Below are 23,824 nucleotides of genomic sequence, written 5' to 3'. Positions count from 1 at the left end.
CGGCTGACCTTCACGATGGCCGCCTTCATCGGCGCACTGTCCGGCCTGCTGATCGGGCCGACGACGACGGTGTTCTACGACTCAGGTTTCCTGATCGGCCTGAAGGGCTTCGTCGCCGCCGTGTTCGCCGGGCTGTCAAGCTACCCCCAGGCGCTGATCGGCGCGCTGTGCGTCGGCTTGCTGGAGAGCTTCGGCTCGTTTTGGGCCAGCGCGTTCAAGGAAGTGATCGTCTTCAGCTCGATCATCCCGGTGTTGTTGTGGCGCTCGTTGCGCGATCCGCACATCGAGGAACACTGACGTGATCTTGCTGTCGCGATTTGCGTTTCCGATTTTTGCGGCCTTGATGCTGCTGGCCGTGCCGCTGCTGCCGCTGCCGGACTTCTGGATCACCCAGCTCAACTACATCGGTCTGTATGCCATCGTGGCGCTCGGCCTGGTGCTGTTGACGGGTGTCTCCGGCCTCACGTCCTTCGGCCAGGCGGCTTTCGTCGGAGTCGGCGCCTACACGGCTGCCTTTCTCGCGGTGAAGATGGGCGTGTCGCCCTGGTTGACGCTGCCGATCGGTGTCGCACTGTCGATCGTGGTCGCGCTGGTGCTGGGCGCCATCACCTTGCGCATGTCGGGCCACTACCTGCCGCTGGCCACCATCGCCTGGGGCCTGGTGCTGTACTACACCATGGGCAACATGGACTGGCTGGGCAAGTACGACGGCCTGCAGGGCGTGCCCACGCTCAAGGCCTTCGGCATGGACCTGGGCACCGGCCGCGGCCTGCACGACCTGATCTGGCTGCTGGCGCTGCTGGCGGCGCTGGCCGTCACCAACCTGCTGGACTCGCGGCCGGGGCGCGCCATCCGCTCGTTGAAGAGTGGCTCCACCATGGCCGAGGCCATGGGCATTTCAACCTTCCGCTACAAGCTGACGGCCTTCGTGCTGGCGGCGCTGCTGGCGGCCGTGTCGGGCTGGTTGTTCGCGCACCTCCAGCGTTCGGTGAACCCCACGCCCTTCTCCCTGGGCAAGGGCATCGAATACCTGTTAATGACCGTGCTGGGTGGCATCGGCAATGTCTGGGGCGCCTTCCTGGGCGCGGCCGTGGTGCGCATCGTGGACGACCAGCTGCAGGTGCTGCTGCCCAAGTTGCTCGGCACCAGCGGCAACTTCGAGGCCGTGGTTTTTGGCGTGGTGCTGGTGGCCGTGCTCAAGTACGCGCCCGACGGCCTGTGGTCCTTCTTCGCGCGCCTGGCGCCGCCCAAACAGCGCGTGCGCGACTGGGACGGCGCGCCCGCCTTGCCGGCGCGCGACCAACCCACACGCGGTGAACTGCTGCTGGAGGTGGACAAGGTGCGCAAGCAGTTCGGCGGCCTGGTGGCCGTCAACGACGTGAGCTTCCAGGTCCGCAGCGGCGAGATCATCGGCCTGATCGGGCCCAATGGCGCGGGCAAGAGCACGACCTTCAATCTGGTGACTGGCGTGCTGGGCCTGACCAGCGGCCGGGTCACTTTTCGGGGCCGGCCCGTGAGCGGCCTGGCCAGTCGCGAGATCGCCAGGCGCGGCATGAGCCGCACCTTCCAGCACGTCAAGATGGTGCCGGAGATGACGGTGCTGGAGAACGTCGCCATCGGCGGCTACCTGCGCAGCAGCAGCGGCACGCTGAAGGCCATGCTGCGTCTGGACCGCGCCGAGGAAAAGCGCCTGTTTGCCGAGGCCGAACGCCAGTTGGCGCGCGTCGGCATGGCCGGCCAGATGCATGAACTGGCCGGCAACCTGGCCCTGGGCCCGCAGCGGCTGATGGAGATTGCCCGCGCGCTGGCCACCGACCCCGCGCTGCTGCTGCTGGACGAACCCGCCGCAGGCTTGCGCCACAAGGAGAAGCAGGCCTTGGCCGAGGTGCTGCGCCAACTGAAAGCCGAGGGCCTGAGCATCCTGCTGGTGGAACACGACATGGAATTCGTGATGGGCCTGACCGACCGCATCGTGGTGATGGAGTTCGGCACCAAGCTGATGGAAGGCACGCCGGGCGAAGTGCAGGCCAGCCCCGCGGTGCGCGCCGCGTATCTGGGCACGGAGCACTAGTCATGGCGACCGAACTGCTTCTCCAAGTGAGTGACCTTCGCGCCGGTTATGGCCGCGCGGAGGTGCTGACGGGCCTGAACCTGCAACTGCCCAAGGGCCAGGTGGTCACCGTCATCGGGCCCAACGGCGCGGGCAAGAGCACCTTGCTGAACGCACTGATGGGCGTGCTGCCCTCACGGGGCCGCGTGCTGTTTGACGGCCAGGACCTGGCCGACGCCTCGCTGGAAGACCGCGTGATGATGGGGCTGGCCTTGGTGCCGGAAAAGCGCGAGCTCTTCACCACCATGCCGGTGGAAGACAACCTGGTGCTGGGCGGCTACCGCGCCATGCGCTTGCGCGTGCCCAACTGGCGCGGGGAGCTGGAACGGGTCTACAGCCTGTTCCCGCGGCTGAAGGAAAGGCGCACACAGCTGGCCGGCACGCTGTCGGGCGGCGAGAGGCAGATGCTGGCCGTGGGCCGCGCGCTGATGAGCGGCCCCAAGCTGCTGATGCTGGACGAACCCAGCCTGGGCCTGGCGCCGCTGGTGGTGCGCGACATCTTCAGCATCATCAGCCGGCTGCGCCAGGACGGCGTGTCCATCCTGCTGGTGGAGCAGAACGCCCGGGCCGCGCTGCAGGTGGCCGACCACGGCTATGTGCTGGAAACCGGCGAGATCCGGCTGGAAGGCCCTGCGGCTCAACTGGCAGACGACCCGCGTGTGATCGACACCTATCTCGGCGCGAAGAAGAGCACGGCCTGACATGCCCTACCTCTACCGCGCACCCTTGCGCGAGATGCGCTTTGTCATCGAGCGTGTGCTGCACGCGCCGGCCCTGTGGGCGCAGTGCGAAGCCTGGGTCGACCTGGACATGGGCACCGTGGGCGCGGTGCTGGAGGAAGCGGCGCGCTTTGCGAGCGAAGTGCTGCAGCCCATCAATGCGGCGGGCGATGCACAGGGCTGCCGGCTGCAGGACGGCAGCGTGCGCACGCCTGACGCGTTTCCTGCGGCCTACAAGGCCTTCGTCGAAGGCGGTTGGCCTGCGCTGCCCTGCAGCCCCGACTGGGGTGGCCAGGGCCTGCCCATGCTGGTGGACGCCGCCGTGCGCGAAATGCTCAGCGCCTGCAACCATGGCTGGAACATGTACCCGGACCTGCTGCACGGCGCCTACGAAACGCTCAAGGCGCATGGCACGGACGAGTTGAAGTCGCGCTACCTGGAAGACGTGGCCACCGGCCGCACGCTGGCCGCGATGGCACTGACCGAACCGCAGGCGGGCAGCGATCTGGGTGTGCTAACCACCAAGGCGCAGCCGCAGCCCGACGGCACGCTGCGTGTCAGCGGCAGCAAGATCTTCATCAGCGGTGCCGACCACGACCTGACGGAGCAGATCGTGCACTTCGTCCTGTGTCGTCTGCCCGATGCCAGCCCAGGCACCAAGGGCATCACGCTGGTCATCGTTCCCAAGTGGCTGCCCGACGGCAGGCGCAACACCTGGGCCGTGACCGGCATCGAACACAAGATGGGCATCCACGGCAGCGCCACCTGCGCCGTGAGCTACGACGGCGCCACCAGCTGGATCGTCGGCCAGCCGCACTGCGGCCTGGCCGCCATGTTCCTGATGATGAACTCGGCGCGCCTGCACGTGGGCCTGCAGGGCCTGGGCCACCAGCAGATGGCCACACAGAACGCGCTGCGCCATGCGGCTGAACGGGTGCAGATGAAGCAGCCCATCCAGCGCCACCCGGCCATGCGCCAGTTGCTGCTGCGTCTGCAGGTGCTGACGCAGGCACAGCGTGTGCTCGCCTACCGAGCCGCGCTGGCCATAGACGTGGCCGCCGCGCACCCGGACGCAGGCGAACGCGAGGCCGCGCAGAAAATCGCCGGCCTCTTGACGCCCCTCGTCAAGGCCTGGCTCACCCAGCAGGGCTTTGCCGCCGCCAGCGATGCACTGCAGGTCTTTGGCGGCTATGGCTACACGCGTGAATACGGCGTGGAGCAGACGCTGCGCGACAGCCGCATCGCGATGGTCTACGAAGGCACCAACGAGATCCAGGCTATCGACCTCTTGCAGCGCAAGGTGCTGGCCGACGGCGGCGCGGCATTGGCCCTGCTGCTGGCCGAACTGGAAGCCGAAGCCACGCGCTGCGCGGAAGTGCCCGCGCTGCAGGACTATGCCGATGCGCTGCGGGGGCAGATCGCCCAGTCGCGCAGTGCCACTGCGGCCGTGCAGGCGCAAGCCGCCAGTGACGCCGAAGCCGCACTGCGCGTGGCCGACGACTACTTGATGGGCACGGCCCACCTGCTGCTGGCCTGGGCCCTGGCCGCCAGCGCGCGCGCCGCGCTGGACGAGCCCGACCGCGCCTGGGCGCACACCAAGACCGAACAGCTGCGGCATGGCTTGCAGGCCCTGCTGCCCGACGCCGCGCCGCACTGGCTGCGGGTGCACGCCGTGGCCAGGCCGCTGCCGCAAGTCAGCCCTGCGACATAACACCGGGCTGCGGCGGGCGTGGCTGAAAACCTCTCAGCCTCTCAGTCGCGGAAGCTCGGCGTCGCCTTGCCCGCCATCATGGCCTTGCTCAGGTCCTCGCTCATCAGCATGGCCGCATTCCACGTCGCGATGTAGTTCAGGCCATCGGCCACCGAATGGTCGCGGGCGTAGTTCAGCTGCTCCTTGACGCCGCGGATGGACAGCGGCGACTTGGCGGCGATGCTGGCGGCGATCTCGCGCACGCCGGCCTGCAACGCCTCGCGGCTGTCGAACACGCGGTTGACGAGGCCGATGTCGCGCGCCTCGGCCGCCTCCACGCGCCGGCCCGTGTAGGCCAGCTCGCGCACCAGGCCCTGCGAGCCGATGAGCTTGGGCAGGCGCTGCAGCGTGCCTACGTCGGCCACCATGCCGATGTCGATCTCCTTGATGGAGAAGTAGGCGTCGGCGCTGCAGTAGCGCATGTCGGCGGCGCAGATCAGGTCGATGCCGCCGCCCACGCAGGCGCCGTGGATGGCCGCGAGCACGGGCTTGCGGCAGCGCTCAAGACTCGTGAGCGTGTCCTGCATGTCGAGGATGACGCGGCGCAGGCTCTCGCGTGTGCGGCCATCGCAGGGGTCGGCGATCTGCGGGGCGATGCCCATCATCATTTGCAGATCGATGCCGGCGGTGAAGTGCTTGCCTTCGCCCTCCAGCACGGCCACCCGGGCTTCGGGCTGGCCGTCGATCCAGTCGAACGCACGGCGGATGTCCTGCCACATCACCGCGTTCATCGCGTTGGCCTTGTCGGGCCGGTTGAGGCGGACGGTGGCGATGTGGCTCTGGATGGAGAGGGTGAGGGTTTCGAGTTGCATGGGGATGGTCAGCGTGGAGCGGTGTGTTCGCGCAGCCATCGCGCGAGCGTCGGTTCGTCGACATTGCCGGCGGCGACCGAGAGCATGGTCAGCGTCGCCTCGGCCTGAGTGGCCGTCAGCCGCCGGCCGTTCAGGTAGAGGAAGAGGCCGATGGACAGGAATGCCGCGCGCTTGTTGCCGTCGACAAACGGGCGGTTCTTCGCCAGACCCACGCCGTAGCTTGCCGCCAGGTCGAACAAGTCCGGCTCGCCGTAGTGGGCGAAATTGGGTGACCGGGCCAGCGCCGATTCCAGCAGGCCCTCGTCGCGAAGCCCCGCTGCACCACCGTGCTCACGCAGGCTTTCACCATGAAGCAGCTCCAGCGCGGCGCGGTTGATCCAGACCCAGCTCACTTGGCGAGCTGGTGGAAGGTGTCGCGGTACTCGCGCATGAACTCGCGGCCGGCTTCGATCTGAGCCTCCACTGCGGGGTCGTAAGGCGTCAGCGTGACGCCGTTGGCGGCCTCGGTCAGATAGAGCACGTCGCCTTTTTCCACCTTCAGTCGCGCCAGTACTTCCTTTGGCAGGATGACGCCGACCGAGTTGCCGATCTGGGTGATCTTGAGAGCGCTCATGGCCTTCAATCCTGAAGTTATAACGTTTGTAATACTACGCGCTCGTTTCAGTGGCGGCAAGCTTGCCTTCCAGACGATGAAAAGCTGGCGGGATACTCGGCCCATGATCCACGCCTCCAAACGCATTCCCGGCGGTGCCGGCCTCGCCGCCGTCCTCGTCAAGCGCGCGCCGACCCTCGAACTCGACTGGGACACGCGCAGCAAGAGCCGCTTTTCCACCACCGATTCCACCGGCCGCGAGATCGGCGTCGTGCTGCCGCGCGGCACCGCGCTGCGTGGCGGCGATGTGCTGGTGGCCGAAGATGGATCGATGCTCCGCGTCATCGCTTCGCCCCAACCGGTGCTGCAGGTGCGCGTCTGCACCGATCACGGCAAGCCCTTCGACCTGCTGCGTGCTGCCTACCACCTCGGCAACCGCCACGTGCCGCTGGAACTGCAGCCTGAGCTGCTGCAGTTCGAGCCCGACCCCGTGCTGGCCGACATGCTGCGCCGCCAGCATCTCATCGTCACAGAGGCGCAGGCCGCCTTCGAGCCCGAGGGCGGGGCCTATGGCGAGGGTGCCGGCCGCGGGCATCACCATCACGGCCATGAGCACCAGGACCACGCGCACGAACCCGCGCAGGCACCCACGCGTCGGCCGCTAGCGATTCCCGTCAAGGCGCACGACGACGGTCATGTGCACGGTCCCGGCTGCGGTCACGACCACGGGCATGACCACAAGCACTGACCCCACGCTGCTGCACCTGCTCTGGCTCGCGTCGCCCACGCTGCCGGTGGGCGGCTTCAGTTATTCGGAAGGCCTGGAGGCCGCCGTCGACGCTGGCATCGTGCACGACGAGACCAGCGCCGGTGACTGGTTGCTGAGCCAGCTCGAACTCGTGCAGGCCCGCGCCGAGTTGGCCGTTGCCGCCGCGGCCCACGCCGCCACGCTGGCGCTGGACGGCGCCCGCCTCGCCGAACTCAATGCCTGGACGCTGCAGACCCGCGAGACCAGCGAGAGCCTGCAGCAGGCCCAGCAGATGGGCCGCAGCCTGCTCGTGTGGATGCAGGGCTTGATGCCCGAAGCGCCCGTGCTGCCGCTGCTGCAAGCCCTCAGGCCGGCGCCGACCTGGCCGGTCGTCATGGGTGCTGTTGCCGCATCGCGCGGCGCCGCGCTGCAGCCTGCTTTGCAGGCCATTGCCTTCGGCTGGGCCGAGAACCTGATGCAGGCGGCCGTGCGCTGCGTGCCGCTGGGGCAGACCTCGGGCCAGCGCCTGTTGGCACGCCTCGTGCACGCCATCCCGCATGCGGTGGCGGCCGCGCTGGCTGCGCCCGAGCCCATGGCTTTTGCGCCGCTGCTCGGCATCTACGGCGCCCGCCACGAAACCCAATATTCGAGACTGTTCCGCTCATGAGTACCTTGATGATCACCACTTCCAGTCGGGCCGAGCGCCGGGCCGTCCCAAGCCGGCCCGCCATCCCCTCGGGGGATCGTGCGGCGTATTCGACGCACGAGGGGCAGTCATGATGCACGCCATCCCCAATCGCACGAAGAAGCTGCCGCCCCTTCGCGTGGGCGTTGGCGGCCCGGTCGGCTCGGGCAAGACCACCCTGGTCGAGATGCTCTGCAAGACGATGCGCGACCGCTGGGACATCGTCGTCGTCACCAACGACATCTACACCAAGGAAGACCAGCGTCTGCTGACCGTGGCCGGCGCGCTGGCCCCCGAACGCATCATGGGCGTGGAGACCGGCGGCTGCCCCCACACCGCCATCCGCGAGGACTGTTCCATCAACCTCGAAGCGGTGGACCGCATGCTGGACAAGTTCCCCGACGCGGACATCGTCTTCGTCGAGAGCGGCGGCGACAACCTCGCGGCCACCTTCAGCCCCGAGCTGAGCGACCTGACGATCTATGTCATCGACGTGGCTGCCGGCGAGAAGATCCCGCGCAAGGGCGGCCCGGGCATCACGAAGAGCGACCTCTTCGTCATCAACAAGACCGACCTGGCACCGCACGTCGGCGCCGACCTTGACGTGATGCGCAGCGACACGGCGCGCATGCGGCCGGTGAAGCCCTGGGTCATGACCAACCTCAAGACCCGTGACGGCCTAGCCGACGTGGTCGCCTTCATCGAGAAGAAGGGCCTGCTCGTTGGGTGATGCCGTCCGCTGGCCTGCGCGGTTGACGCTGAGCGCTGCGCGCGACGGCGCCGGTGCGACCCGCGTGCATGCCCGCCACGACGGCCCGCTGCGTCTGCTGAAGACGCTCTACCCGGAAGGCGCCGGCATCGCGCACGCGGTGCTTGTTCATCCGCCCGGCGGCCTCGTCGGCGGCGACCGGCTAGACGTCCAGATCGACGTGCAGGCCGGCGCACATCTCTTCGTCACGACGCCGGCTGCGACGCGCTTTTACCGCTCCAATGCGGGCGAGGCGGCGCAGGTCGTGCACGCCAGCGTGGGCGAAGGCGCGCGGCTGGAATGGCTGCCGCAGGAGACGCTGGCCTACCCCCGCTGCATCGCGCGCAACGAGGTCAGGCTCAGCCTCGCGCCCGGTGCCAGCCTGTTCGCGACCGAGGTGCTGGGGCTGGGTCTGCCGGCTGCGGGCCAGCCGTTCGACGCCGGCAGGCTGCTGCAGCACCTGGAGATCACCGGCCAATGGCTGGACCGGGGCTGGCTCGATGCGAGCGACAAGGCCTTGCTCGACGGCCCTTGCGGCCTGGCCGGCCACCGTGTGCTGGGCACGCTGGTCTACGCGCAGGCCGGCGCGTTGGCAGGCGCCGAGGCGCTGCTGGACAACAGCCGTGCACTGCTGGCCGAGGCGCCTGACATGCCATACAGCGGCATCACCCACCTGGCTGGCCCGCGTGGGGCGGTGCTGCTGATGCGTGTCGTCGGCGACGAGGTCGAGGCTGTGACGCTGGCGCTGCGGCGGGTGAGGGCGCTGTGGCGCGAGCGGCTGTGGAACTTGCCGGGGAACGATCCGCGCATCTGGGCGACCTGAGCGGCGTGCTGTACATCGTGTAACACGCGCCGTGAACTGACCGGTGCCCTGGGCGCTGTCCTACAACTTGCGCTCAACGCAGGCGTTGTACTTCCGCTCAGGCGGCAAGGATCCCCTACGCCGCAACAATCCCCTGGAGGTTATATGAATGGTTTGCGTGCAATCGCTATTGCCCTGATCGTCGGCGGCGTGCTCGCGCTGGCTTACGGCGGCGTCTCGTACACGGATGAGAAGACGGCAGCCAAGATCGGCCCGCTGGAGATCAATGTCAAGGAGACGAAGTCCGTCAACATCCCCATCTGGCTTGGCATTGCCGGCATCGTCGGCGGCGTGCTGGTGCTGGTGGGCGCAGGCAAGCGCTGAAGCAGGTTTCGTAGGCTTTGCCGCCTGCGCTCACGCGCTGGCGGCGCGCCTCATGACTCGTCGTCGCCGCCCGGCATCTGCTGGCGCAGCTTGACCCTGGTTGCGGACTTCTTGCGCATCTTGATGTTGATCATCTCGACACCCAGCGAGAAGGCCATGGCGAAGTAGATGTAGCCCTTGGGCACGTGGTGGCCGAAGCCTTCGGCGACGAGGACGACACCGACGACGACGAGGAAGCTCAGCGCCAGCATCTTGATGGTCGGGTGGTCCGACACGAAGCGGCCAATGGGGCCGGCGAACAACATCATCAGACCCACCGAACAGACGACCGCAGCGATCATGATGCGCACGTCGTCCACCATGCCGACGGCGGTGATGATGGAGTCGAGCGAGAAGACCAGGTCGATGACCATGATCTGAAGAATGATGGACGCGAAGGCCGCCTTGGCCTTGGCACCGGTGCTGTGGCTTTCGTCTTCGCCTTCGAGCGAGCCGTGAATCTCGCCGGTACTCTTCCAGATCAGGAAGAGACCGCCGCCGATGAGGATGAGGTCGCGCCCCGAGATCGGCTTGTCGAACACGGGCAGCGTGAACAGCGGCTCCACCATGCCGACGATCCAGGCCAGCATCATCAGCAGGCCGATGCGCATGAACATCGCGCCGAACAGGCCCACGCGCCGCGCCAGCTCCTGCTTCTCCTTGGGCAGCTTGTCCACCAGGATGCTGATGAAGATGATGTTGTCGATGCCCAGCACCAGCTCCAGCGCAGTCAGCGTGGCCAGGGCGATCCAGGTCTGCGGGTCGGACAGGAGTTCAAGCATGGCGGAGTGGCGGCCGTGGAAAGTCGGGAATTGTCGCAAGCGGACCCACAGGCTGGGGCTGAAGGTCGCTTCGCTTTTCCTGGGGGTGTGGCGCTCAGCTGGCCTGGCGCTTTGCGCCCGACGGCGAGCCCGGCCAGCCGGCTGCCGCCCACGCGCGGCGCAGTTGCAGTTCCGAATTGAAGCCAGCCGCATCGCTGGCTGCGGCCACGCTGGCGCCGGCCTGCAGCGTGTGGCGCGCCACGGCCAGTCGCACGCCGCGCAGATAGGCCTGAGGGCTGGTGCCGGTGTGCTGGGCGAAGAGCCTGCTCAAGGTGCGCGGCGTCGTGGTGGCGAGCTCGGCCATGCGCTGCAGCGGCCAGTCTTGCGAGGGCGCCAGGCTGACGGCGTCCTGCACACGGTGCAATCTCGCGTTCAGATGCTGGCGGTGGGCCAGCAGCGGCGAGAGTTCGGGATCGGCAGGGCCGCGGCGCAGCGGCACGGCCAGTTGCTCAGCCACGCGCGCGGCCACCAACTCGCCGGCGTGCTCGGCGATGAGGTGCAGGGCCAGGTCGATGCCGGCCGTCACGCCGGCGCTGGTGAAGACCTCGCCGTCCTGCACGAACACGCGGTCCTGCAGCACGGTGCAGCGCGGCGCGAGGCGGGCGAGGTCGTCCAGATGCTGGTGGTGCGTCGTCGCACGGCGGCCGTCGAGGAGGCCGGCGCGGGCGGCGAGCAGGGCGCCCGAGCAGACGGTGACCAGGCGCAGGCCGAGCCGCCCGGGCGCCATGCGCGCCAGCCAGGCGATGAGCTCGCGCTGGCCGGCCTGCGTCCGCGCCTCTGCGGCCGAGGTGCGGCCGACGAGCACGATCCAGCTGCCCTCGGGCAGTGCCGCCGGCAACGGCTCCAGCGCGTGCAACTGGATGCCCACCGAGCCGGTGGACGCCGCTTTCGCGCCCGCAAAGCGCAGCGCGAAGGGCTCAACCGCCAGGCCCAGCGCGGCGATCTGCAGGCTGGCCAGGCGCAGCGCCTCGGCCGGGCCGGCCCAGTCAAGCACCAGGCTGTCGTCCTGCAGGACGAAGAGCACCTGCTTAGGCAAGCGCGGCGTCCTTCTCGGTGACGGCTTGCAGCGCCGCCTCGGCATTCAGCACGCGGGCGAAGCGGCCGTCCAGCACGGTGGCCGTGCGGGCGCGCAGCTGGGCGGGCGTCAGCGGTGAACCGTCGGGTTGCGTCATCGTGAAGGTGAGTGTCGCCTCGGGCACGTAGATGACGTCCCAGCCGAGGTCCGACGCGTGTCGCGTCGTCGTCTCGCAGCATTGCTCGGTGCGGATGCCGCTGATGACGAGGCGGCGCACGCCCTGCTGTGTCAGCCACACGTCCAGGCCGCTGCCGACCAGCGCGCTGTGGCGGGCCTTGTGCACCGTCGTCGCGGCATCGAAATCGCGCAGGCCTTCCAGCGGGCGCACCAGGCCGCTTTCCAGGCTGAAGGGGTCGGCACCGCTGGTGTCGGGCTGCACGTGGAAGACACGCACGATGGGCAGGCCGGCGGCCTGGAAGCCCTCAATGAGACGGTTCTGCGCGTTCAGGTAGGCGGGCACCTCGGCGGGTTCGAAATAGGGCCGGTTGACGAAGGACTGCTGCGCGTCGATGACGATGAGTGCGGTGGTCATGTGGGAGGGCTCGCGTTGGCGTTGAAGAGGCCCTCAGTGTTCCGCTACCGTGCAACGCCCGCCACACGCTGGCAGACGGAGATGGATCAGATCAGGACAGGCTCAAGGCCTGCAGCAATTCGCTCGGCGAATAAGGCCGGCGGCGCTTGGGCTGGGCTTCGACGAGGGCCTGCATGCGCGCGTTGAGCGGCGCGCTGCGGTGCAGGCTTTTTGCCAGCCGCACCACCTCGCCGCAGAGGGCGTCGATCTCCGTCGTGCGGCCATGCGTCAGGTCGTCGGCCATGCTGGAGCGGGCCTGCGCGTCGATGCGCAGCATGCGTGCGGCGGCCAGGCGGAACAGCGGCGTGGGCAGGCGCAGCAGCATCAGCAGCCGGCGTGGTGGCAGCGGCGTGAGCTGGGCGACCGGGCGGTGTGCGGCGTCCAGCAGGTCGAGCGCCTCCTGCTGCAGCGCGGCAAACACGCGCCGGTAGCCACGCTCCAGCAACTCGTCGCGCAGCGGCCGGCCGGAGAGGGCGTTGACCGGGTTGTTCAGGTTGATCAGCAGCTTGCCCCACTGCACCGGCGCCAGGTCGGCGTGCAGCTTCAGCCTCATGCCGATACCGGCCAGCGCGGCCTGCCAGGCCGCCAGCGCGATGTCGGTCGCCGCGCCTTCGGCCGCGAGCGCGCCGGCGGTGCCGCGGTGGTAGTGGCCGGGGGCGAGCTCGGCGATGTTGAAGGGCACCATGCCCGCGTGCCAGCGCAGCTGCGGCGCCACGGCGCGGGCCTGCGCCGCGTTGGCGATGCCGTTCTGCAGGCTGATGACCGGAGTGCCCTCGGGCATCGTCAGCGCGAGTGCCGTGGCGGCCTCGGCGGTGGCGCCGGACTTCACGCACAGCAGCACCAGGTCGGGCCTGAGACCGGCGGGCGGCTCTTCATGAAGCCGCAGTTGCAGCGGCGGGATGTGGCGGTCCAGGCCGTCCTGGTCGGTCAGGCGCAGTCCCTGTTTGCGCAAGGCTGCCAGCACGCGCGGGCGGCCGACGAAATGGACGGGAACGCCGGCAAGCTGGGTCAGGCCGCCGACAAAACATCCCACCGAGCCGGCGCCCATGACGAGAACGCCGGTCATTGAAGCGACGTCTTACGGATGGGCTAGATCGCGCAGATGCGTCGGGCCGACGCGGCGTTCGATCTCGGCCAGCAGCGGGCGGCCCCAGCCGAGCATGAACATGGCCTCGCCGACAACGAACATCGGGCCGACGAGCAGGCCGACAAGGTCGTCCACAAACGCGGGCTTCTTGCCTTCGTAGTAATGGCCGATGAACTGGAACACCCAGCCGACGACGAAGCTGCCCACACCGATGGCCAGCCAGTTGGTCAGCGAGCCCTGGGCCGCGATCATGGCCAGGGCGGTCAGCACGCCGTTGACGGCGGCCGTGGCGGCGCCGAGCACGAGATTGCCGCGTGTCAGGTACCAAAGTGCCGACAGCGCCCATAGGACGATGGCGGCGTTCATCGGTGTGTCGCCGACATCGAACGCCGCGCGTGCGAGCAGCGCGCTGATCGCGAAGACGATCAGCGGGATGCCGATGAAGTGCGTGATGATGTTGCGGCGGTCGCGGTGGTAGGCGGCGTACTGCGCCATTAATTCGAGAGCGGGGCGGAACAAGCTGGCCATGTGAGGGCTCCAATGAGGAGATGGTGGCTATGCTAGTCCAGCCGGGTGCGAGAACGTCGCGCTGCTGCGCGCAAAACCTCCGCAGATTCCCCAGTTGAGCCCACAAACGACAAGCCGCAGACAGCTACTGATCGCTCTGGCCGCGCTGGCAGGCTGTGCTGGCGTCCCCTCGGTGACGCCGCCGCCGGCCGACGAAGGCAACGAGTTGCGCGTGCTCGTCTATCGCGGTGGTACGGCCGCTCGCCTGGGCCACAACCATGTCCTGCGGGCCGCCAACCTGCGCGTGGACTGGCCGGCCGCCGGCCCGGTGCTGCGCTTTCGGCTGGACGCGCTGGCCATCGACCCGCCCGCCTTGCGCGCCCGCCTCGGCGACGCCTTTGCCAGCGCGGTGGACGACGAGGCCCGCGCCGGTACACGGGCCAACTTGCTGAAGGCGCTGGACGCGGCAGCACACCCCGAGGTCGTCGTGCGCACGCTGCAGCAGGTGGGTGAGGGCGGCCGGCGCGCGGTGGAGGCCGAGATCACGCTGCACGGCGTGACGCGGCGGCAGTGGTTTGTGAGCGCGGTTGAAGGGCGGCGTGCGCGCGGTGAGGTGGTCATCCGCCAAAGCGACTTCGGCATCCAGCCGTTTACGGTGCTGGGCGGCCTGCTGGCCGTGCAGGACGCGCTGATCGTGCAGTTCGAGTTGCTACAGCCGTAGCAGCATCAAGTCCTTGTCCAGCCGGCGGCCATCGGGCAGGCGTATCGCATCCGGCAGTCGGCCGTAGCGCGTGAAGCCCACGCTTTCGTACAGGCCCACAGCGGTGCGGTTGCTGGTGGTCACGCTGAGCGTGACCTGGGCCAGCCCGCTGATCGCCTGCAGCCGGGTGATCGTGTCAGCCAGCAAAGCCCGGCCGATGCCGCGGCCACGGTGGGTGTCGGCCACCATCATGCCGACGAGATGGGCGATGTGCTGCACGTTGCGGCGCGACTCGCGCTCGCAGGTCAGCGCGCCGATGACGCGGGCACCGTCCAGCGCCAGCAGCGTGAACAGCGTGCCGCCGCCCTGGCCGCCCGACAGACGGCTGCGGTAACTGGCCAGGTCACGCTGGCACTCGGTCTCGGCGTCCGACGTGAAGGCCTCAGGGTGGCCGGTGAGCATCGCGTCGCGCAGCGCCTTGTAGGCGAGCAGGTCGGGCTCCAGCATGGGGCGGATCAACACATCAGCCATGCAGGTCCGCGAGGTGGTTGAGGTTGGCAAAAGCGGCTTCTTCATCGAAGCAGGCGATGCCGTGGGGCTGCGAGCGCATCCACCGCAGCACCGCACGCTCGCCGCCGTGCAGATAGGCCGCCAGCGGTGCGCGCAGTCGGGCATGCAGCAGCGCGTGCGTCGGGTGCTCACGCGACGCCTGGGCGAAGGCGAGGCCGTGGGGCAGCGCGGCGTCGAGTAGACGCGCGGCGAGGTCCAGCGGCAGGTGAGGGCAGTCGCAGGGCGCGGTCAGCAGCCAGGCGTCGTGGGGAATGGCGCTCAGGCCGGCCAGCATGCCGGCGAGCGGGCCGGCGAATTCGAGACCGGGTGGGTCGGTGAGGACGGCATGGCCGAAGGCGGCGTAGTCGTCCAGATGGCGGTTGGCGCTGATCAACACGCGGCCGCCCTGCGGCGCCAAGCGGTCAATGACATGCGCCACCAGCCGCCGGCCGTCCAGCAACTGCAAGCCCTTGTCCACGCCGCCCATGCGCGTGCCGCGACCGCCGGCAAGTACCAACCCAAATACCGCATCCGTCATGACTGCTCGCGGCGAAGCCCGCGAGCCCCTCCAGCGGGCGCCGTGGAACCGGCTTTGCCGGGCCACTGGCGACGCCCCCTTGAGGGGGCCGGCGAAGCCGGTAGGGGGAGGGCCAATTCAGCCACCGATGTAATGCATCTCGACCCGCGGCTCCGTCACCGCAGCGGCCGTGCCGCGCAACTGCGAGTAGCGATCCTCGCGGCCCGACCACACGCCGGCAATGGCGCTTGCCAGTTGCCCGTCGCTGACCGGCTCGGCACCGCGCAGCAGCCCGCGCAGATCGTGCCCGCGCGCCGCGAACAAGCAGGTGTAGAGCCGGCCCTCGGTCGACAGCCGCGCGCGGTTGCAGTCGCCGCAGAAGGCCTGCGTGACGCTGGAGATGAAGCCCACCTCGCCGCCGCCGTCGCTGTAGGCCCAGCGCTCAGCCGTCTCGCCCGCTGCGCTGCGCGACAGCGGCGTGAGGGCGAACTCGGCTGCGATGCGGCGCTGCACCTCGGCACTCGGCAGCACCTGGTCCATGCGCCAGCCGTTGGTGGCGCCGACGTCCATGTATTCGATGAAGCGCAGCACCACGCCTGTGCCTCTGAAGTGGCGCGCCATGGGCAGGATCTGATCGTCGTTGACGCCGCGCTGCACGACCATGTTGACCTTGATCGGCCCCAGGCCCACCGCCTGCGCGGCGCGGATGCCGTCGAGCACGTCGGCCACCGGGAAGCCGACGTCGTTCATCCGCTGGAAGACGGCGTCGTCCAGCCCGTCCAGACTGACCGTCAGGCGGTTCAGGCCGGCGGCCTTCAGCGTGGCGGCCTTCTTGACCAGCGTGGAGCCATTGGTCGTCAGCGTCAGGTCGAGTTCGCGGCCGTCGGGCGTGCGCAGGGGGGCCAGCATGGCGATCAGTGATTCGAGCCCGCGGCGCAGCGTCGGCTCGCCGCCGGTGATGCGCAGCTTCTCGACGCCCAGCGTGACGAAGCTGCGCGCCAGCCGCGTGATCTCCTCAAAACTGAGGAGGTCGGCGTGGGGCAGAAACTCGTGGTGCTTGTCGAACACCTGCTTGGGCATGCAGTAGCTGCAGCGGAAGTTGCAGCGGTCCGTCACCGAGATGCGCAGGTCGCGCAACGGCCGCCCAAGCGTGTCTGCAAGCGGGTTGGCCAGCGGTTGGCGGGGCAGCGCGGCCGGCGCCGTCGGAGCAACGCGCAGCGAGCGGGCGTCGTGCAGGGGAATCACGCGAGCGGACATAGGACGCAATTGTGTCAGCCGGCGGAACCTAAAGGGACTTGCGGTGGCTTCGTGGGCGCGTTTGAATGGGCGGAAATGACCCAGATCCTGCACCCCGACCTGCCGCAATTCATCGCTTTCGGCGAAGCATTGACGGATCTCATTCGCACCGGGTCCGACCGATGGCGCAGCGCCTGCGGCGGCTCGCCCTGGAACGTGGCCATCGCGATGTCGACGCTGGGCCAGTTGAGCGCCTTTGCCGGCGCCATCAGCAGCGACCCTTTTGGCGCGGAGATCTGGCAGGCCAGCAAAGACGCCCATCTGGACATGCGCTTCATCCAGCAATTGCCCCGGCCGCCGCTGCTGGCGGTGCAGCATGAGCTGGACCCGCCACGTTATTTCTTCGTTGGCCAGGACAGCGCGGACCTGCACTTTCGCCCCGAGGGCCTGCCCGCCGGCTGGGCGCGCTTGCTGCGCTGGGCGCATTTCGGCAGCCTGGGGCTGGTGCGCCCGCCGCTGGCCGGGCGGTTGCTGGCGCTGGCCGAGGCGCTGAAGGGCGAGGGGCGGCTGATCAGCTACGACCCCAACTTCCGCTCACCGCCGATGGACGCCAGCTACGACGACACGCTGGAGCAGATGTGCCGGCTGGCCGATGTCATCAAGGTGTCGGACGAAGACTTGCGCGGCCTCTTTCGCGTACCGGACCACCGCTCCGGCCTGGCCCAGATCGCGGCCTGGAACCCTAACGCCTGGCTGCTGCTGACGCGCGCCGAAGCCGGCGTCCCGGCGGGCGCGACGCTCTTCCACGGCGTCGAGGAATGCGGCGGCCTGCCGCCGCGCGTGGAGGTTGTCGACACCGTGGGCGCTGGCGACTCGGCCATGGCCGGCTTGCTGGACAGCCTCATGCGCGATGCGGGTGCGCCGGCCGAACAGCACTTGCGCTGGGCGTTGGCGGCGGGGGCGGCCGCGTGCACGGCGCACGGCTTCGCGCCGCCACGGCGCGGGCTGGTCGCGGCGCTGGCGGAGGCGGTCGAGATCACCAAGTCCTAGGGTCTTCCCTGGGTTCCCTTGAACCAGGCGGCGGTGGCCTCTACGATTAACCGACCGGTCGGTAGGGAAACGTGGATGTCCGAATTCTTGATCCAGAGCGAGCAGCACGGCGCCGTGCGCTTGCTGCGCCTGAACCGCCCCGAGGCGTTGAATGCCTTCACGGCGGCCATGTTGGGCCAACTGCGCCAGGCCCTGGAAGCTGCGGCCGAGGACGTCACCACGCGCTGCGTGCTCCTCACTGGCGCGGGCCGCGCCTTCAGCGCCGGGCAGGACCTGGCCGACCCGCACGTGGCGCCCAGCCGCGAATCGGCGAATCTGAATCAGGCGCCCAAGGACATCGGCCACATGCTGGAGCAGTTCTACATCCCGCTCGCGCTGCGGCTGCGCAGCCTGCCGGTGCCGGTGGTGGCCGCCGTCAACGGCGTGGCGGCGGGCGCGGGCGCCAACCTGGCGCTGGGCTGCGACCTCGTGCTGGCGGGCGAAAGCGCGAGCTTCATTCAGGCGTTTTCCAGGATCGGCCTGGTCCCGGACTGCGGCGGCACCTGGCTGCTGCCGCGCCTGGTGGGCCGCGCCAAGGCGCTGGAGCTGGCGCTGCTGGGCGACAAGGTCAAGGCCGCAGAGGCCGAACGGCTGGGCCTGATCTCGCGCGTGCTGCCCGATGCCGAGCTGCAGGACGCCGCGATGGCGTTGGCGCAGAGGCTGGCCGGCATGCCCACCCGCGCGCTGGTGGAAACGCGCCGCGCGCTGGACGACGCGATGAGGCTGGACTACGAGCCCGCGCTCAAGCGCGAGGCGGTGCTGCAGAGCCAGCTCGGCTTTGCGCATGACTACCTCGAGGGCACGGCCGCCTTCCTGGACAAGCGCAAGCCTGAATTCAAGGACCGTTGATGGACGCACAAGCCGTTGCCGAGAAAGTGCGCGATGTCATGTTCGCGGACGACGCCGCCAGCCGCATGCTGGGCCTGCAGATAGTGCACGTCGGCCCCGGCCGTGCGGTGGCGACGATGCCCGTGCGGGCCGACATGCTCAATGGCTTTGCCATCTGCCACGGCGGGCTGATTGCGACGCTGGCCGACTCGGCCTTTGCCTTCGCCTGCAATGCCCGCAACGCGTTGACGGTGGCGTCGGGCTTTGGCATCGACATCCTGAAGTCGGCCAAGCTCGGCGATGTGTTGACCGCCACGGCCGCTGAGGCCTCTTTGGCCGGCCGCACGGGGCTCTACGACGTGACGGTGAAGAACCAGCATGGCGACCTGATCGCGATGTTCCGTGGTCGCTCCTACCGCCTTGGCGAACGAAAGGTTTTTGAATGAGGCCCCCAAGCCCCGGCGAGTTGGACCCCATCGAGATCGCCAGCCGCGATGAGTTGCAGGCGCTGCAGTTGCAACGCCTGCGCTGGAGCCTGCAGCATGCCTACGACCACGTGTCGCACTACACGGCCAGCTTCGATGCAGCCGGCGTGCAACCGGATGACCTGAAGACGCTGGCGGATCTAGCCAAGTTTCCGTTCACGACCAAGCAGGATCTGCGCGCGAACTACCCGTTCGGCATGTTCGCCGTGCCGCGCGAGCAACTGGCGCGCATCCATGCGTCGTCAGGCACCACGGGCAAGCCCACCGTCGTCGGCTACACGCTGAAGGACATCGACAACTGGGCCAACCTCGTCGCCCGCTCCATCCGCGCTGCAGGTGGCCGCGCGGGCGACCTAGTGCATGTGGCCTACGGCTACGGCCTGTTCACCGGCGGCCTGGGCGCGCACTACGGCGCCGAGCGGCTGGGCTGCACGGTCATCCCGATGAGCGGCGGCCAGACCGAGAAGCAGGTGCAGCTCATCACCGACTTCAAGCCCGACATCATCATGGTCACGCCCAGCTACATGCAGGTGCTGATCGAGGAGTTCACGCGCCAGGGGCTGGACGCGCGCGAGTCGTCGCTGAAGGTCGGCATCTTCGGCGCCGAGCCGTGGACGGAGGCGATGCGCCGCGAGATCGAGACCGGTGCGGGCATCGACGCAGTGGACATCTACGGCCTGTCCGAAGTGATGGGCCCAGGCGTGGCCAGCGAGTGCGTCGAGAGCAAGGATGGCCCGGTCGTGTGGGAAGACCATTTCCTCGCCGAGATCATCGATCCCGAGACGGGCGAGGTGCTGCCCGACGGCGCTGAAGGCGAACTCGTCTTCACCTCGCTGACGAAAGAGGCCATGCCCGTCATCCGCTACCGCACGCGCGACCTGACCCGCCTGCTGCCGCCCACGTCGCGCAGCATGCGCCGCATGGGCAAGATCGTCGGCCGCAGCGACGACATGCTCATCATCCGTGGCGTCAACCTGTTCCCCACGCAGGTAGAGGAGCTGGTGCTGCAGGAGCAAGCGCTGGGCGGGCAATACCAGCTCGTCGTCAGCCGTAACGGGCATCTGGACGAACTGGTCATCCGCTGCGAACTGGCGCTGGGTGCGAGCGACGACGGCATTGCCAAGCGCCTGACCGAGCGCATCAAGAACCTGATCGGCGTGACTGCGACGATCAACGTCGAGCCGAACAACTCCATCGAACGCACGCTGGTCGGCAAGGCCCGTCGCGTGGTGGACCAACGCAAGAAGCAAGGAGCTTGAGATGTACACACAAGCCATGGACCTGATGGCCCGCGAGGCCAAGCCGAAGGTCGTGAAGAGCGCCGAAGACCTCGCCCGCGAGGAAGCCTTCGAGGCGCGCATCGATGCCGGCGAGTTCATCGAGGCCAAGGACTGGATGCCCGAGCACTACCGCAGGACTCTCGTGCGCCAGATCAGCCAGCACGCCCACAGCGAGATCGTCGGCATGCTGCCCGAGGGCAACTGGATCACGCGTGCGCCGACGCTCAAGCGCAAGGCCATCCTGCTGGCCAAGGTGCAGGACGAGGGCGGCCACGGCCTCTACCTCTACGCCGCCGCCGAGACGCTGGGCACCAGCCGCGACGAGATGACCGAGGCGCTGCTGTCGGGCAAGGCCAAGTACAGCTCCATCTTCAACTACCCCACGCTGACCTGGGCCGACATCGGCGTCGTCGGCTGGCTGGTGGACGGCGCGGCCATCATGAACCAGGTGCCGCTCTGCCGCTGCTCCTACGCGCCGTATGCGCGGGCCATGATTCGCGTCTGCCGCGAGGAGAGCTTCCACCAGCGCCAGGGCTACGAGAGCCTGCTGACGATGATGAAGAAGGGCACGGCGCAACAGCAGGCCATGGTGCAGGACGCCGTGAACCGCTGGTGGTGGCCGTCGCTGATGATGTTCGGCCCGGCCGATGCCGACTCGCCCAACTCCGAGCAGAGCATGCGCTGGGGCATCAAACGCGTCACCAACGACACGCTGCGCCAGAAGTTCGTCGACGCGACGATTCCGCAGGCCGACATCCTCGGCGTGACGGTGCCCGACCCGGCGCTGAAGTGGAACGCCGAGCGGGATTCGTACGACTTCGGCGACATCGACTGGCCCGAGTTCTGGCGCGTGGTGGGCGGCGAAGGTCCCTGCAACCGCGAGCGCCTGGCCGCCCGCAACAAGGCCTGGGACGACGGCGCCTGGGTGCGCGATGCGGCGCTGGCGCATGCGCGCAAGCAGGCTGTGAAAGCGGAGGCAGCGTGATGAGCAATCCGAAGAACGAGTGGCCTTTGTGGGAAGTGTTCGTGCGCAGCAAGGCGGGCCTGGACCACAAGCACTGCGGCAGCCTGCACGCGCCCGACTCGGCCATGGCCATCCAGATGGCGAGAGATGTCTATACAAGGCGCCAGGAAGGCACCAGCATCTGGGTCGTGCGCTCCGAGCAGATCGTGGCCAGTGACCCGGCCGAGAAGGGCAGCTACTTTGACCCGGCCGACGACAAGGTCTACCGCCATCCGACGTTCTATGAACTGCCGGACGAACTGAACCACATGTGATGGACGCCAAGACCACCTACGTCCTGCGCCTCGCGGACACCTGCCTCATCCACAGCCAGCGGCTGTCCGAATGGGCTGGCCACGCGCCGGTGCTGGAGGAAGACCTCGCACTACCCAACATCGCACTGGACCTGCTCGGCCAGGCGCGGGCGCTGCTGACGCATGCCTGCGCGCTCGAAGGCGCCGGTAGGGATGAAGACCAACTCGCCTTCCTGCGCGAGGAGCGCGACTACCGCAACACCGTGCTCGTCGAGTTGCCCAACGCGGCGGGCAGCCCCAGCGATGGCGGCGGCGGGCGCGACTTTGCGCTGACGACGGTGCGCAATGCGGCCATCGCGATCTGGCTGGAGCTGCTCTACGACCGCCTGCAAGCCAGCCTGGACACCGAGCTGGCCGGCATTGCCGCCAAGTCGCTGAAGGAAGTGCGCTACCACCGCCAGCACAGCAGCGACTGGGTCGTGCGCTTGGGCGATGGCACCGACGAGTCACAGGCCCGCATGCAGGCCGCGCTGAACGTGCTGTGGCCTTACTTCAACGAGCTGTTCGCAGCCGAAGGCGTTGATGGCGTTGGCCCCGCTTGGAACGAGCTGGAGCCGGAATGGCGCGCCCGCTGGGCCACGCTGATGCAGCAGGCCACGTTGACCTTGCCGCGCGACAGCGCCATGCAACTGCAGGGCCACCTGGGCGTTCACAGCGAGCACATGGGCCACATGCTGGCGACGATGCAGCACTTGCAGCGCAGCTACCCCGGCGGTACTTGGTGATGAACCTCTCTGATGCCCGCGCCAAGCTCGCCGCCGTACCCGACCCCGAGATCCCGGCGGTCAGCCTGGTGGAGCTGGGCATCGTGCGCGACCTGCGCGAGACGGCCTCGGGCGTCGAGGTGGTGCTGACGCCGACCTACAGCGGCTGCCCCGCCACCGAGCTGATCGCCGACGACGTGCGCGCGGCGCTGGCCGAGTTCGGCGACGTGACCGTGACTATGCAACGTGCGCCCGCGTGGAGCACCGACTGGATCACGCCCGAGGGCCGCGAGAAGCTGCAGCAGTACGGCATCGTGCCGCCGCAATGCAGCGGCGAGCAGGCCATTCGCATCGCGCCCCGCCTGCGCTGCCCGCGGTGCGACAGCGGCCGCACAGAGCAGCTGTCGCGCTTCGGGTCCACCGCGTGCAAGTCGACGTGGCGCTGCATCGAATGCCTCGAACCCTTTGAATACTTCAAGCCGATCTAAATGGCACTCCACTTTCACCCGCTTCGTGTCGCGTCCGTCGAGCGCGATACCGAAGATGCGATGGTTGTCGGCTTCGACGCGCCGGCCGAGGGCTTCGGTTTCGAGCCCGGCCAGTACCTGACGCTGCGCGCCAACGTCGCCGGCCTGGAGCTGCGCCGCAGCTACTCCATCTGCTCCGACCGCCGCCTGCAAGTTGGCATCCGCCGCGTGGACGGCGGTGCGTTTTCGACGTGGGTGCATGAACAGCTCAAGCCGGGCGACGTCATCGAGTCCTACTCGCCACAAGGCCGCTTCGTGCTGTCGGCGTCGGCGCAGAGCCGTCACGTGCTCTTCATCGCTGGTGGCTCGGGCATCACGCCCATCCTGGCCATCCTGACCGCGCTGCTGGAACGCGAGCCCAACTCACGCGCGACGCTGATCTACGCCAACCGCCGCACCGCGTCGACGATGTTCAAGGAAGAACTCGAAGACCTGAAGAACCGCTTCATGACGCGGCTGTCGCTGCACCTCATCTTCAGCCGCGAGGTGGTGGACGCGCCGCTGTACGGCGGGCGTCTGGACGCCGGCAAGCTCAGCGCCTTCCTGGCCGGGCCGGTGCCGGCGGCGAGCCTGGACGAGGTCTTCATCTGCGGTCCCTTCGAGATGAACGACCAGGCCGAGGCCGCGTTGCTGGGCCACGGTGTGGTGGCCGATCGAATCCACATCGAGCGCTTCGGCACGCCGGAGATGTTGGCGGGTCGACCTGCGCCACATGAGGTCAAGCCGGGCGACGTGCCGCAGGCACGCGTCACCGTCATCCGCGATGGCCTCTCGCGGGAAATCGAGTTCTTCTCGACCGACCCCAGCCTGCTCGACGCCGCCGCGCGGGAGGGCCTGGACGTGCCGTTCTCTTGCAAGAGCGGCGTCTGTTCCACCTGCCGCTGCAAGCTGGTGGAGGGCGAGGTGCGCATGGACAAGAACTTCGCGCTCGACAAGGCCGAGGTCGCGGCCGGCTTCATCTTGAGTTGCCAGGCGCATCCGTTGACGGAGCGGGTGGTGATTTCGTTTGATGAGCGGTGAGATGGGGCGCGTGGCAGCTTTGGTGCTTTGCGTGAGGCCCAGCGGGGATTTCGCCCCCGCGGGCGACCTACTTTTGGCGCCGCCCAAAAGTAGGCAAAAGGCTCTCCCCTGCGAAACCGCCC

Annotated in this window: 30 protein-coding genes; 19 read left to right on the top strand and 11 right to left on the bottom strand. The window is 68.5% G+C overall.

The annotated features are described in order from the left end of the window. The 4 genes from ABIS05_RS14535 to ABIS05_RS14520 form a co-directional block, all read left to right on the top strand. Positions 1 to 297: ABC transporter permease subunit (locus ABIS05_RS14535; RefSeq protein ID WP_407074855.1), on the top strand; the 297-nt coding region annotated here is incomplete at its 5' end. A gap of 46 nt (positions 298 to 343) precedes the next feature. Beyond that, complete coding sequence (locus tag ABIS05_RS14530) at positions 344 to 2,071, top strand: branched-chain amino acid ABC transporter ATP-binding protein/permease (protein WP_348011133.1); 1,728 nt, start codon at positions 344 to 346, stop codon at positions 2,069 to 2,071. Positions 2,072 to 2,073: 2 nt separating this feature from the next. After that, a complete protein-coding gene (locus tag ABIS05_RS14525; RefSeq protein WP_348011132.1) occupies positions 2,074 to 2,811 on the top strand; it encodes an ABC transporter ATP-binding protein in 738 nt (245 codons plus the stop codon). A 1-nt stretch (position 2,812) separates the two neighbouring features. Beyond that, positions 2,813 to 4,540: an acyl-CoA dehydrogenase family protein gene (locus ABIS05_RS14520; RefSeq protein WP_348011131.1), complete on the top strand. Its 1,728-nt coding sequence runs from the start codon at positions 2,813 to 2,815 to the stop codon at positions 4,538 to 4,540. Positions 4,541 to 4,581: 41 nt separating this feature from the next. On the opposite strand, the gene ABIS05_RS14515 is transcribed toward ABIS05_RS14520, so the two are convergent. The 3 genes from ABIS05_RS14515 to ABIS05_RS14505 are packed head-to-tail and all read right to left on the bottom strand — an operon-like array spanning position 4,582 to position 6,004. Then, positions 4,582 to 5,430, bottom strand: a complete 849-nt coding sequence (locus ABIS05_RS14515) for a crotonase/enoyl-CoA hydratase family protein (RefSeq protein ID WP_348063271.1) — start codon at positions 5,428 to 5,430, stop codon at positions 4,582 to 4,584. Beyond that, a complete protein-coding gene (locus ABIS05_RS14510; RefSeq protein WP_348011129.1) occupies positions 5,400 to 5,783 on the bottom strand; it encodes a type II toxin-antitoxin system death-on-curing family toxin in 384 nt (127 codons plus the stop codon). The genes ABIS05_RS14515 and ABIS05_RS14510 overlap by 31 nt, the downstream gene beginning before the upstream one ends. Then, positions 5,780 to 6,004: an AbrB/MazE/SpoVT family DNA-binding domain-containing protein gene (locus ABIS05_RS14505; RefSeq protein WP_348011128.1), complete on the bottom strand. Its 225-nt coding sequence runs from the start codon at positions 6,002 to 6,004 to the stop codon at positions 5,780 to 5,782. The genes ABIS05_RS14510 and ABIS05_RS14505 overlap by 4 nt, the downstream gene beginning before the upstream one ends. A gap of 103 nt (positions 6,005 to 6,107) precedes the next feature. Between ABIS05_RS14505 and ureE the strand changes: the two genes are divergently transcribed. The 5 genes from ureE (at position 6,108) to ABIS05_RS14480 (ending at position 9,350) form a co-directional block, all read left to right on the top strand. Continuing rightward, the gene (ureE, locus tag ABIS05_RS14500; protein WP_348011127.1) at positions 6,108 to 6,731 is read left to right on the top strand and encodes an urease accessory protein UreE; all 624 of its coding nucleotides are present in this window, start codon (positions 6,108 to 6,110) and stop codon (positions 6,729 to 6,731) included. Next, positions 6,715 to 7,398 carry an urease accessory UreF family protein gene (locus ABIS05_RS14495; protein ID WP_348011126.1) on the top strand — a complete coding sequence of 228 codons (684 nt, stop codon included), beginning with the start codon at positions 6,715 to 6,717 and terminating at the stop codon, positions 7,396 to 7,398. The genes ureE and ABIS05_RS14495 overlap by 17 nt, the downstream gene beginning before the upstream one ends. Positions 7,399 to 7,507: 109 nt before the next feature. After that, positions 7,508 to 8,146, top strand: a complete 639-nt coding sequence (ureG, locus tag ABIS05_RS14490) for an urease accessory protein UreG (RefSeq protein ID WP_348011125.1) — start codon at positions 7,508 to 7,510, stop codon at positions 8,144 to 8,146. Continuing rightward, positions 8,139 to 8,987 carry an urease accessory protein UreD gene (locus ABIS05_RS14485; RefSeq protein ID WP_348011124.1) on the top strand — a complete coding sequence of 283 codons (849 nt, stop codon included), beginning with the start codon at positions 8,139 to 8,141 and terminating at the stop codon, positions 8,985 to 8,987. The genes ureG and ABIS05_RS14485 overlap by 8 nt, the downstream gene beginning before the upstream one ends. Before the next feature lie 144 nt (positions 8,988 to 9,131). Continuing rightward, the gene (locus ABIS05_RS14480) at positions 9,132 to 9,350 is read left to right on the top strand and encodes a hypothetical protein (RefSeq protein ID WP_348011123.1); all 219 of its coding nucleotides are present in this window, start codon (positions 9,132 to 9,134) and stop codon (positions 9,348 to 9,350) included. Between the two features lie 50 nt (positions 9,351 to 9,400). On the opposite strand, the gene ABIS05_RS14475 is transcribed toward ABIS05_RS14480, so the two are convergent. From ABIS05_RS14475 to ABIS05_RS14455, 5 genes are all read right to left on the bottom strand, one after another. Then, on the bottom strand, positions 9,401 to 10,171 hold the full coding sequence (locus ABIS05_RS14475) for a TerC family protein (protein ID WP_348011122.1): 771 nt from the start codon (positions 10,169 to 10,171) through the stop codon (positions 9,401 to 9,403). 94 nt (positions 10,172 to 10,265) lie between these two features. After that, positions 10,266 to 11,246 carry a helix-turn-helix domain-containing protein gene (locus tag ABIS05_RS14470; RefSeq protein ID WP_348011121.1) on the bottom strand — a complete coding sequence of 327 codons (981 nt, stop codon included), beginning with the start codon at positions 11,244 to 11,246 and terminating at the stop codon, positions 10,266 to 10,268. After that, entirely contained in the window at positions 11,239 to 11,817 is a 579-nt protein-coding gene (locus ABIS05_RS14465; RefSeq protein WP_348011120.1) for an isochorismatase family protein, read from the bottom strand. The genes ABIS05_RS14470 and ABIS05_RS14465 overlap by 8 nt, the downstream gene beginning before the upstream one ends. A 91-nt stretch (positions 11,818 to 11,908) precedes the next feature. Then, entirely contained in the window at positions 11,909 to 12,922 is a 1,014-nt protein-coding gene (locus ABIS05_RS14460) for a 2-dehydropantoate 2-reductase (protein WP_348011119.1), read from the bottom strand. 12 nt (positions 12,923 to 12,934) lie between these two features. After that, entirely contained in the window at positions 12,935 to 13,471 is a 537-nt protein-coding gene (locus tag ABIS05_RS14455) for an Mpo1-like protein (RefSeq protein ID WP_348011118.1), read from the bottom strand. A 172-nt stretch (positions 13,472 to 13,643) separates the two neighbouring features. Between ABIS05_RS14455 and ABIS05_RS14450 the strand changes: the two genes are divergently transcribed. Beyond that, positions 13,644 to 14,171 (top strand): YceI family protein, encoded by a 528-nt coding sequence (locus ABIS05_RS14450; protein ID WP_348011117.1) that lies wholly within the window; start codon positions 13,644 to 13,646, stop codon positions 14,169 to 14,171. Here the strand turns inward: ABIS05_RS14450 and ABIS05_RS14445 are convergent. The 3 genes from ABIS05_RS14445 to moaA form a co-directional block, all read right to left on the bottom strand. After that, positions 14,160 to 14,681, bottom strand: a complete 522-nt coding sequence (locus ABIS05_RS14445) for an N-acetyltransferase (protein ID WP_348011116.1) — start codon at positions 14,679 to 14,681, stop codon at positions 14,160 to 14,162. The genes ABIS05_RS14450 and ABIS05_RS14445 overlap by 12 nt on opposite strands. After that, the gene (mobA, locus tag ABIS05_RS14440) at positions 14,674 to 15,237 is read right to left on the bottom strand and encodes a molybdenum cofactor guanylyltransferase MobA (protein WP_348011115.1); all 564 of its coding nucleotides are present in this window, start codon (positions 15,235 to 15,237) and stop codon (positions 14,674 to 14,676) included. Before mobA ends, ABIS05_RS14445 begins: the two co-directional genes overlap by 8 nt. A gap of 117 nt (positions 15,238 to 15,354) precedes the next feature. After that, on the bottom strand, positions 15,355 to 16,473 hold the full coding sequence (gene moaA / locus ABIS05_RS14435; protein ID WP_348011114.1) for a GTP 3',8-cyclase MoaA: 1,119 nt from the start codon (positions 16,471 to 16,473) through the stop codon (positions 15,355 to 15,357). A 75-nt stretch (positions 16,474 to 16,548) separates the two neighbouring features. On the opposite strand from moaA, the gene ABIS05_RS14430 reads away from it, so the two are divergent. From ABIS05_RS14430 to paaE, 9 genes are all read left to right on the top strand, one after another. Further along, positions 16,549 to 17,502, top strand: coding sequence for a PfkB family carbohydrate kinase (locus ABIS05_RS14430; protein WP_348011113.1), 954 nt, complete (start codon positions 16,549 to 16,551; stop codon positions 17,500 to 17,502). A gap of 75 nt (positions 17,503 to 17,577) precedes the next feature. After that, positions 17,578 to 18,390, top strand: coding sequence for an enoyl-CoA hydratase-related protein (locus ABIS05_RS14425; RefSeq protein ID WP_348011112.1), 813 nt, complete (start codon positions 17,578 to 17,580; stop codon positions 18,388 to 18,390). Next, positions 18,390 to 18,815 (top strand): hydroxyphenylacetyl-CoA thioesterase PaaI, encoded by a 426-nt coding sequence (paaI, locus tag ABIS05_RS14420; RefSeq protein ID WP_348011111.1) that lies wholly within the window; start codon positions 18,390 to 18,392, stop codon positions 18,813 to 18,815. The genes ABIS05_RS14425 and paaI overlap by 1 nt, the downstream gene beginning before the upstream one ends. Continuing rightward, a complete protein-coding gene (gene paaK, locus ABIS05_RS14415; RefSeq protein WP_348011110.1) occupies positions 18,812 to 20,113 on the top strand; it encodes a phenylacetate--CoA ligase PaaK in 1,302 nt (433 codons plus the stop codon). The genes paaI and paaK overlap by 4 nt, the downstream gene beginning before the upstream one ends. A 1-nt stretch (position 20,114) precedes the next feature. Next, positions 20,115 to 21,119: a 1,2-phenylacetyl-CoA epoxidase subunit PaaA gene (gene paaA / locus ABIS05_RS14410; protein ID WP_348011109.1), complete on the top strand. Its 1,005-nt coding sequence runs from the start codon at positions 20,115 to 20,117 to the stop codon at positions 21,117 to 21,119. Further along, entirely contained in the window at positions 21,119 to 21,412 is a 294-nt protein-coding gene (gene paaB, locus ABIS05_RS14405; protein WP_348011108.1) for a 1,2-phenylacetyl-CoA epoxidase subunit PaaB, read from the top strand. The genes paaA and paaB overlap by 1 nt, the downstream gene beginning before the upstream one ends. Then, positions 21,412 to 22,176 carry a 1,2-phenylacetyl-CoA epoxidase subunit PaaC gene (gene paaC, locus ABIS05_RS14400; RefSeq protein ID WP_348011107.1) on the top strand — a complete coding sequence of 255 codons (765 nt, stop codon included), beginning with the start codon at positions 21,412 to 21,414 and terminating at the stop codon, positions 22,174 to 22,176. Before paaB ends, paaC begins: the two co-directional genes overlap by 1 nt. Continuing rightward, positions 22,176 to 22,643, top strand: a complete 468-nt coding sequence (gene paaD / locus ABIS05_RS14395; RefSeq protein WP_348011106.1) for a 1,2-phenylacetyl-CoA epoxidase subunit PaaD — start codon at positions 22,176 to 22,178, stop codon at positions 22,641 to 22,643. Before paaC ends, paaD begins: the two co-directional genes overlap by 1 nt. Continuing rightward, positions 22,644 to 23,702, top strand: coding sequence for a 1,2-phenylacetyl-CoA epoxidase subunit PaaE (paaE, locus tag ABIS05_RS14390; RefSeq protein ID WP_348011105.1), 1,059 nt, complete (start codon positions 22,644 to 22,646; stop codon positions 23,700 to 23,702). It abuts the gene before it with no gap. Positions 23,703 to 23,824 lie beyond the last annotated feature (122 nt).

The sequence above is a fragment of the Roseateles sp. genome, assembly GCF_039929605.1.
GTDB lineage: Bacteria > Pseudomonadota > Gammaproteobacteria > Burkholderiales > Burkholderiaceae_C > Pelomonas.
This window is presented reverse-complemented; position numbering and strand designations above follow the sequence as displayed.

Coding starts and splice junctions, on each gene's coding strand:
- paaE (WP_348011105.1), top strand. CDS start 22,644: ATGGCACTCCACTTTCACCCGCTTCGTGTCGCGTCCGTCGAGCGCGAT.
- ABIS05_RS14525 (WP_348011132.1), top strand. CDS start 2,074: ATGGCGACCGAACTGCTTCTCCAAGTGAGTGACCTTCGCGCCGGTTAT.
- paaB (WP_348011108.1), top strand. CDS start 21,119: ATGAGCAATCCGAAGAACGAGTGGCCTTTGTGGGAAGTGTTCGTGCGC.
- ABIS05_RS14465 (WP_348011120.1), bottom strand. CDS start 11,817: ATGACCACCGCACTCATCGTCATCGACGCGCAGCAGTCCTTCGTCAAC.
- ABIS05_RS14475 (WP_348011122.1), bottom strand. CDS start 10,171: ATGCTTGAACTCCTGTCCGACCCGCAGACCTGGATCGCCCTGGCCACG.
- paaC (WP_348011107.1), top strand. CDS start 21,412: ATGGACGCCAAGACCACCTACGTCCTGCGCCTCGCGGACACCTGCCTC.
- ABIS05_RS14530 (WP_348011133.1), top strand. CDS start 344: ATGCTGCTGGCCGTGCCGCTGCTGCCGCTGCCGGACTTCTGGATCACC.
- ABIS05_RS14460 (WP_348011119.1), bottom strand. CDS start 12,922: ATGACCGGCGTTCTCGTCATGGGCGCCGGCTCGGTGGGATGTTTTGTC.
- ABIS05_RS14445 (WP_348011116.1), bottom strand. CDS start 14,681: ATGGCTGATGTGTTGATCCGCCCCATGCTGGAGCCCGACCTGCTCGCC.
- ABIS05_RS14520 (WP_348011131.1), top strand. CDS start 2,813: ATGCCCTACCTCTACCGCGCACCCTTGCGCGAGATGCGCTTTGTCATC.
- mobA (WP_348011115.1), bottom strand. CDS start 15,237: ATGACGGATGCGGTATTTGGGTTGGTACTTGCCGGCGGTCGCGGCACG.
- moaA (WP_348011114.1), bottom strand. CDS start 16,473: ATGTCCGCTCGCGTGATTCCCCTGCACGACGCCCGCTCGCTGCGCGTT.
- ABIS05_RS14515 (WP_348063271.1), bottom strand. CDS start 5,430: ATGGCTGCGCGAACACACCGCTCCACGCTGACCATCCCCATGCAACTC.
- paaA (WP_348011109.1), top strand. CDS start 20,115: ATGTACACACAAGCCATGGACCTGATGGCCCGCGAGGCCAAGCCGAAG.
- ABIS05_RS14425 (WP_348011112.1), top strand. CDS start 17,578: ATGTCCGAATTCTTGATCCAGAGCGAGCAGCACGGCGCCGTGCGCTTG.
- ureE (WP_348011127.1), top strand. CDS start 6,108: ATGATCCACGCCTCCAAACGCATTCCCGGCGGTGCCGGCCTCGCCGCC.
- ABIS05_RS14455 (WP_348011118.1), bottom strand. CDS start 13,471: ATGGCCAGCTTGTTCCGCCCCGCTCTCGAATTAATGGCGCAGTACGCC.
- paaK (WP_348011110.1), top strand. CDS start 18,812: ATGAGGCCCCCAAGCCCCGGCGAGTTGGACCCCATCGAGATCGCCAGC.
- paaD (WP_348011106.1), top strand. CDS start 22,176: ATGAACCTCTCTGATGCCCGCGCCAAGCTCGCCGCCGTACCCGACCCC.
- ABIS05_RS14480 (WP_348011123.1), top strand. CDS start 9,132: ATGAATGGTTTGCGTGCAATCGCTATTGCCCTGATCGTCGGCGGCGTG.
- paaI (WP_348011111.1), top strand. CDS start 18,390: ATGGACGCACAAGCCGTTGCCGAGAAAGTGCGCGATGTCATGTTCGCG.
- ABIS05_RS14430 (WP_348011113.1), top strand. CDS start 16,549: ATGACCCAGATCCTGCACCCCGACCTGCCGCAATTCATCGCTTTCGGC.
- ureG (WP_348011125.1), top strand. CDS start 7,508: ATGATGCACGCCATCCCCAATCGCACGAAGAAGCTGCCGCCCCTTCGC.
- ABIS05_RS14505 (WP_348011128.1), bottom strand. CDS start 6,004: ATGAGCGCTCTCAAGATCACCCAGATCGGCAACTCGGTCGGCGTCATC.
- ABIS05_RS14495 (WP_348011126.1), top strand. CDS start 6,715: ATGACCACAAGCACTGACCCCACGCTGCTGCACCTGCTCTGGCTCGCG.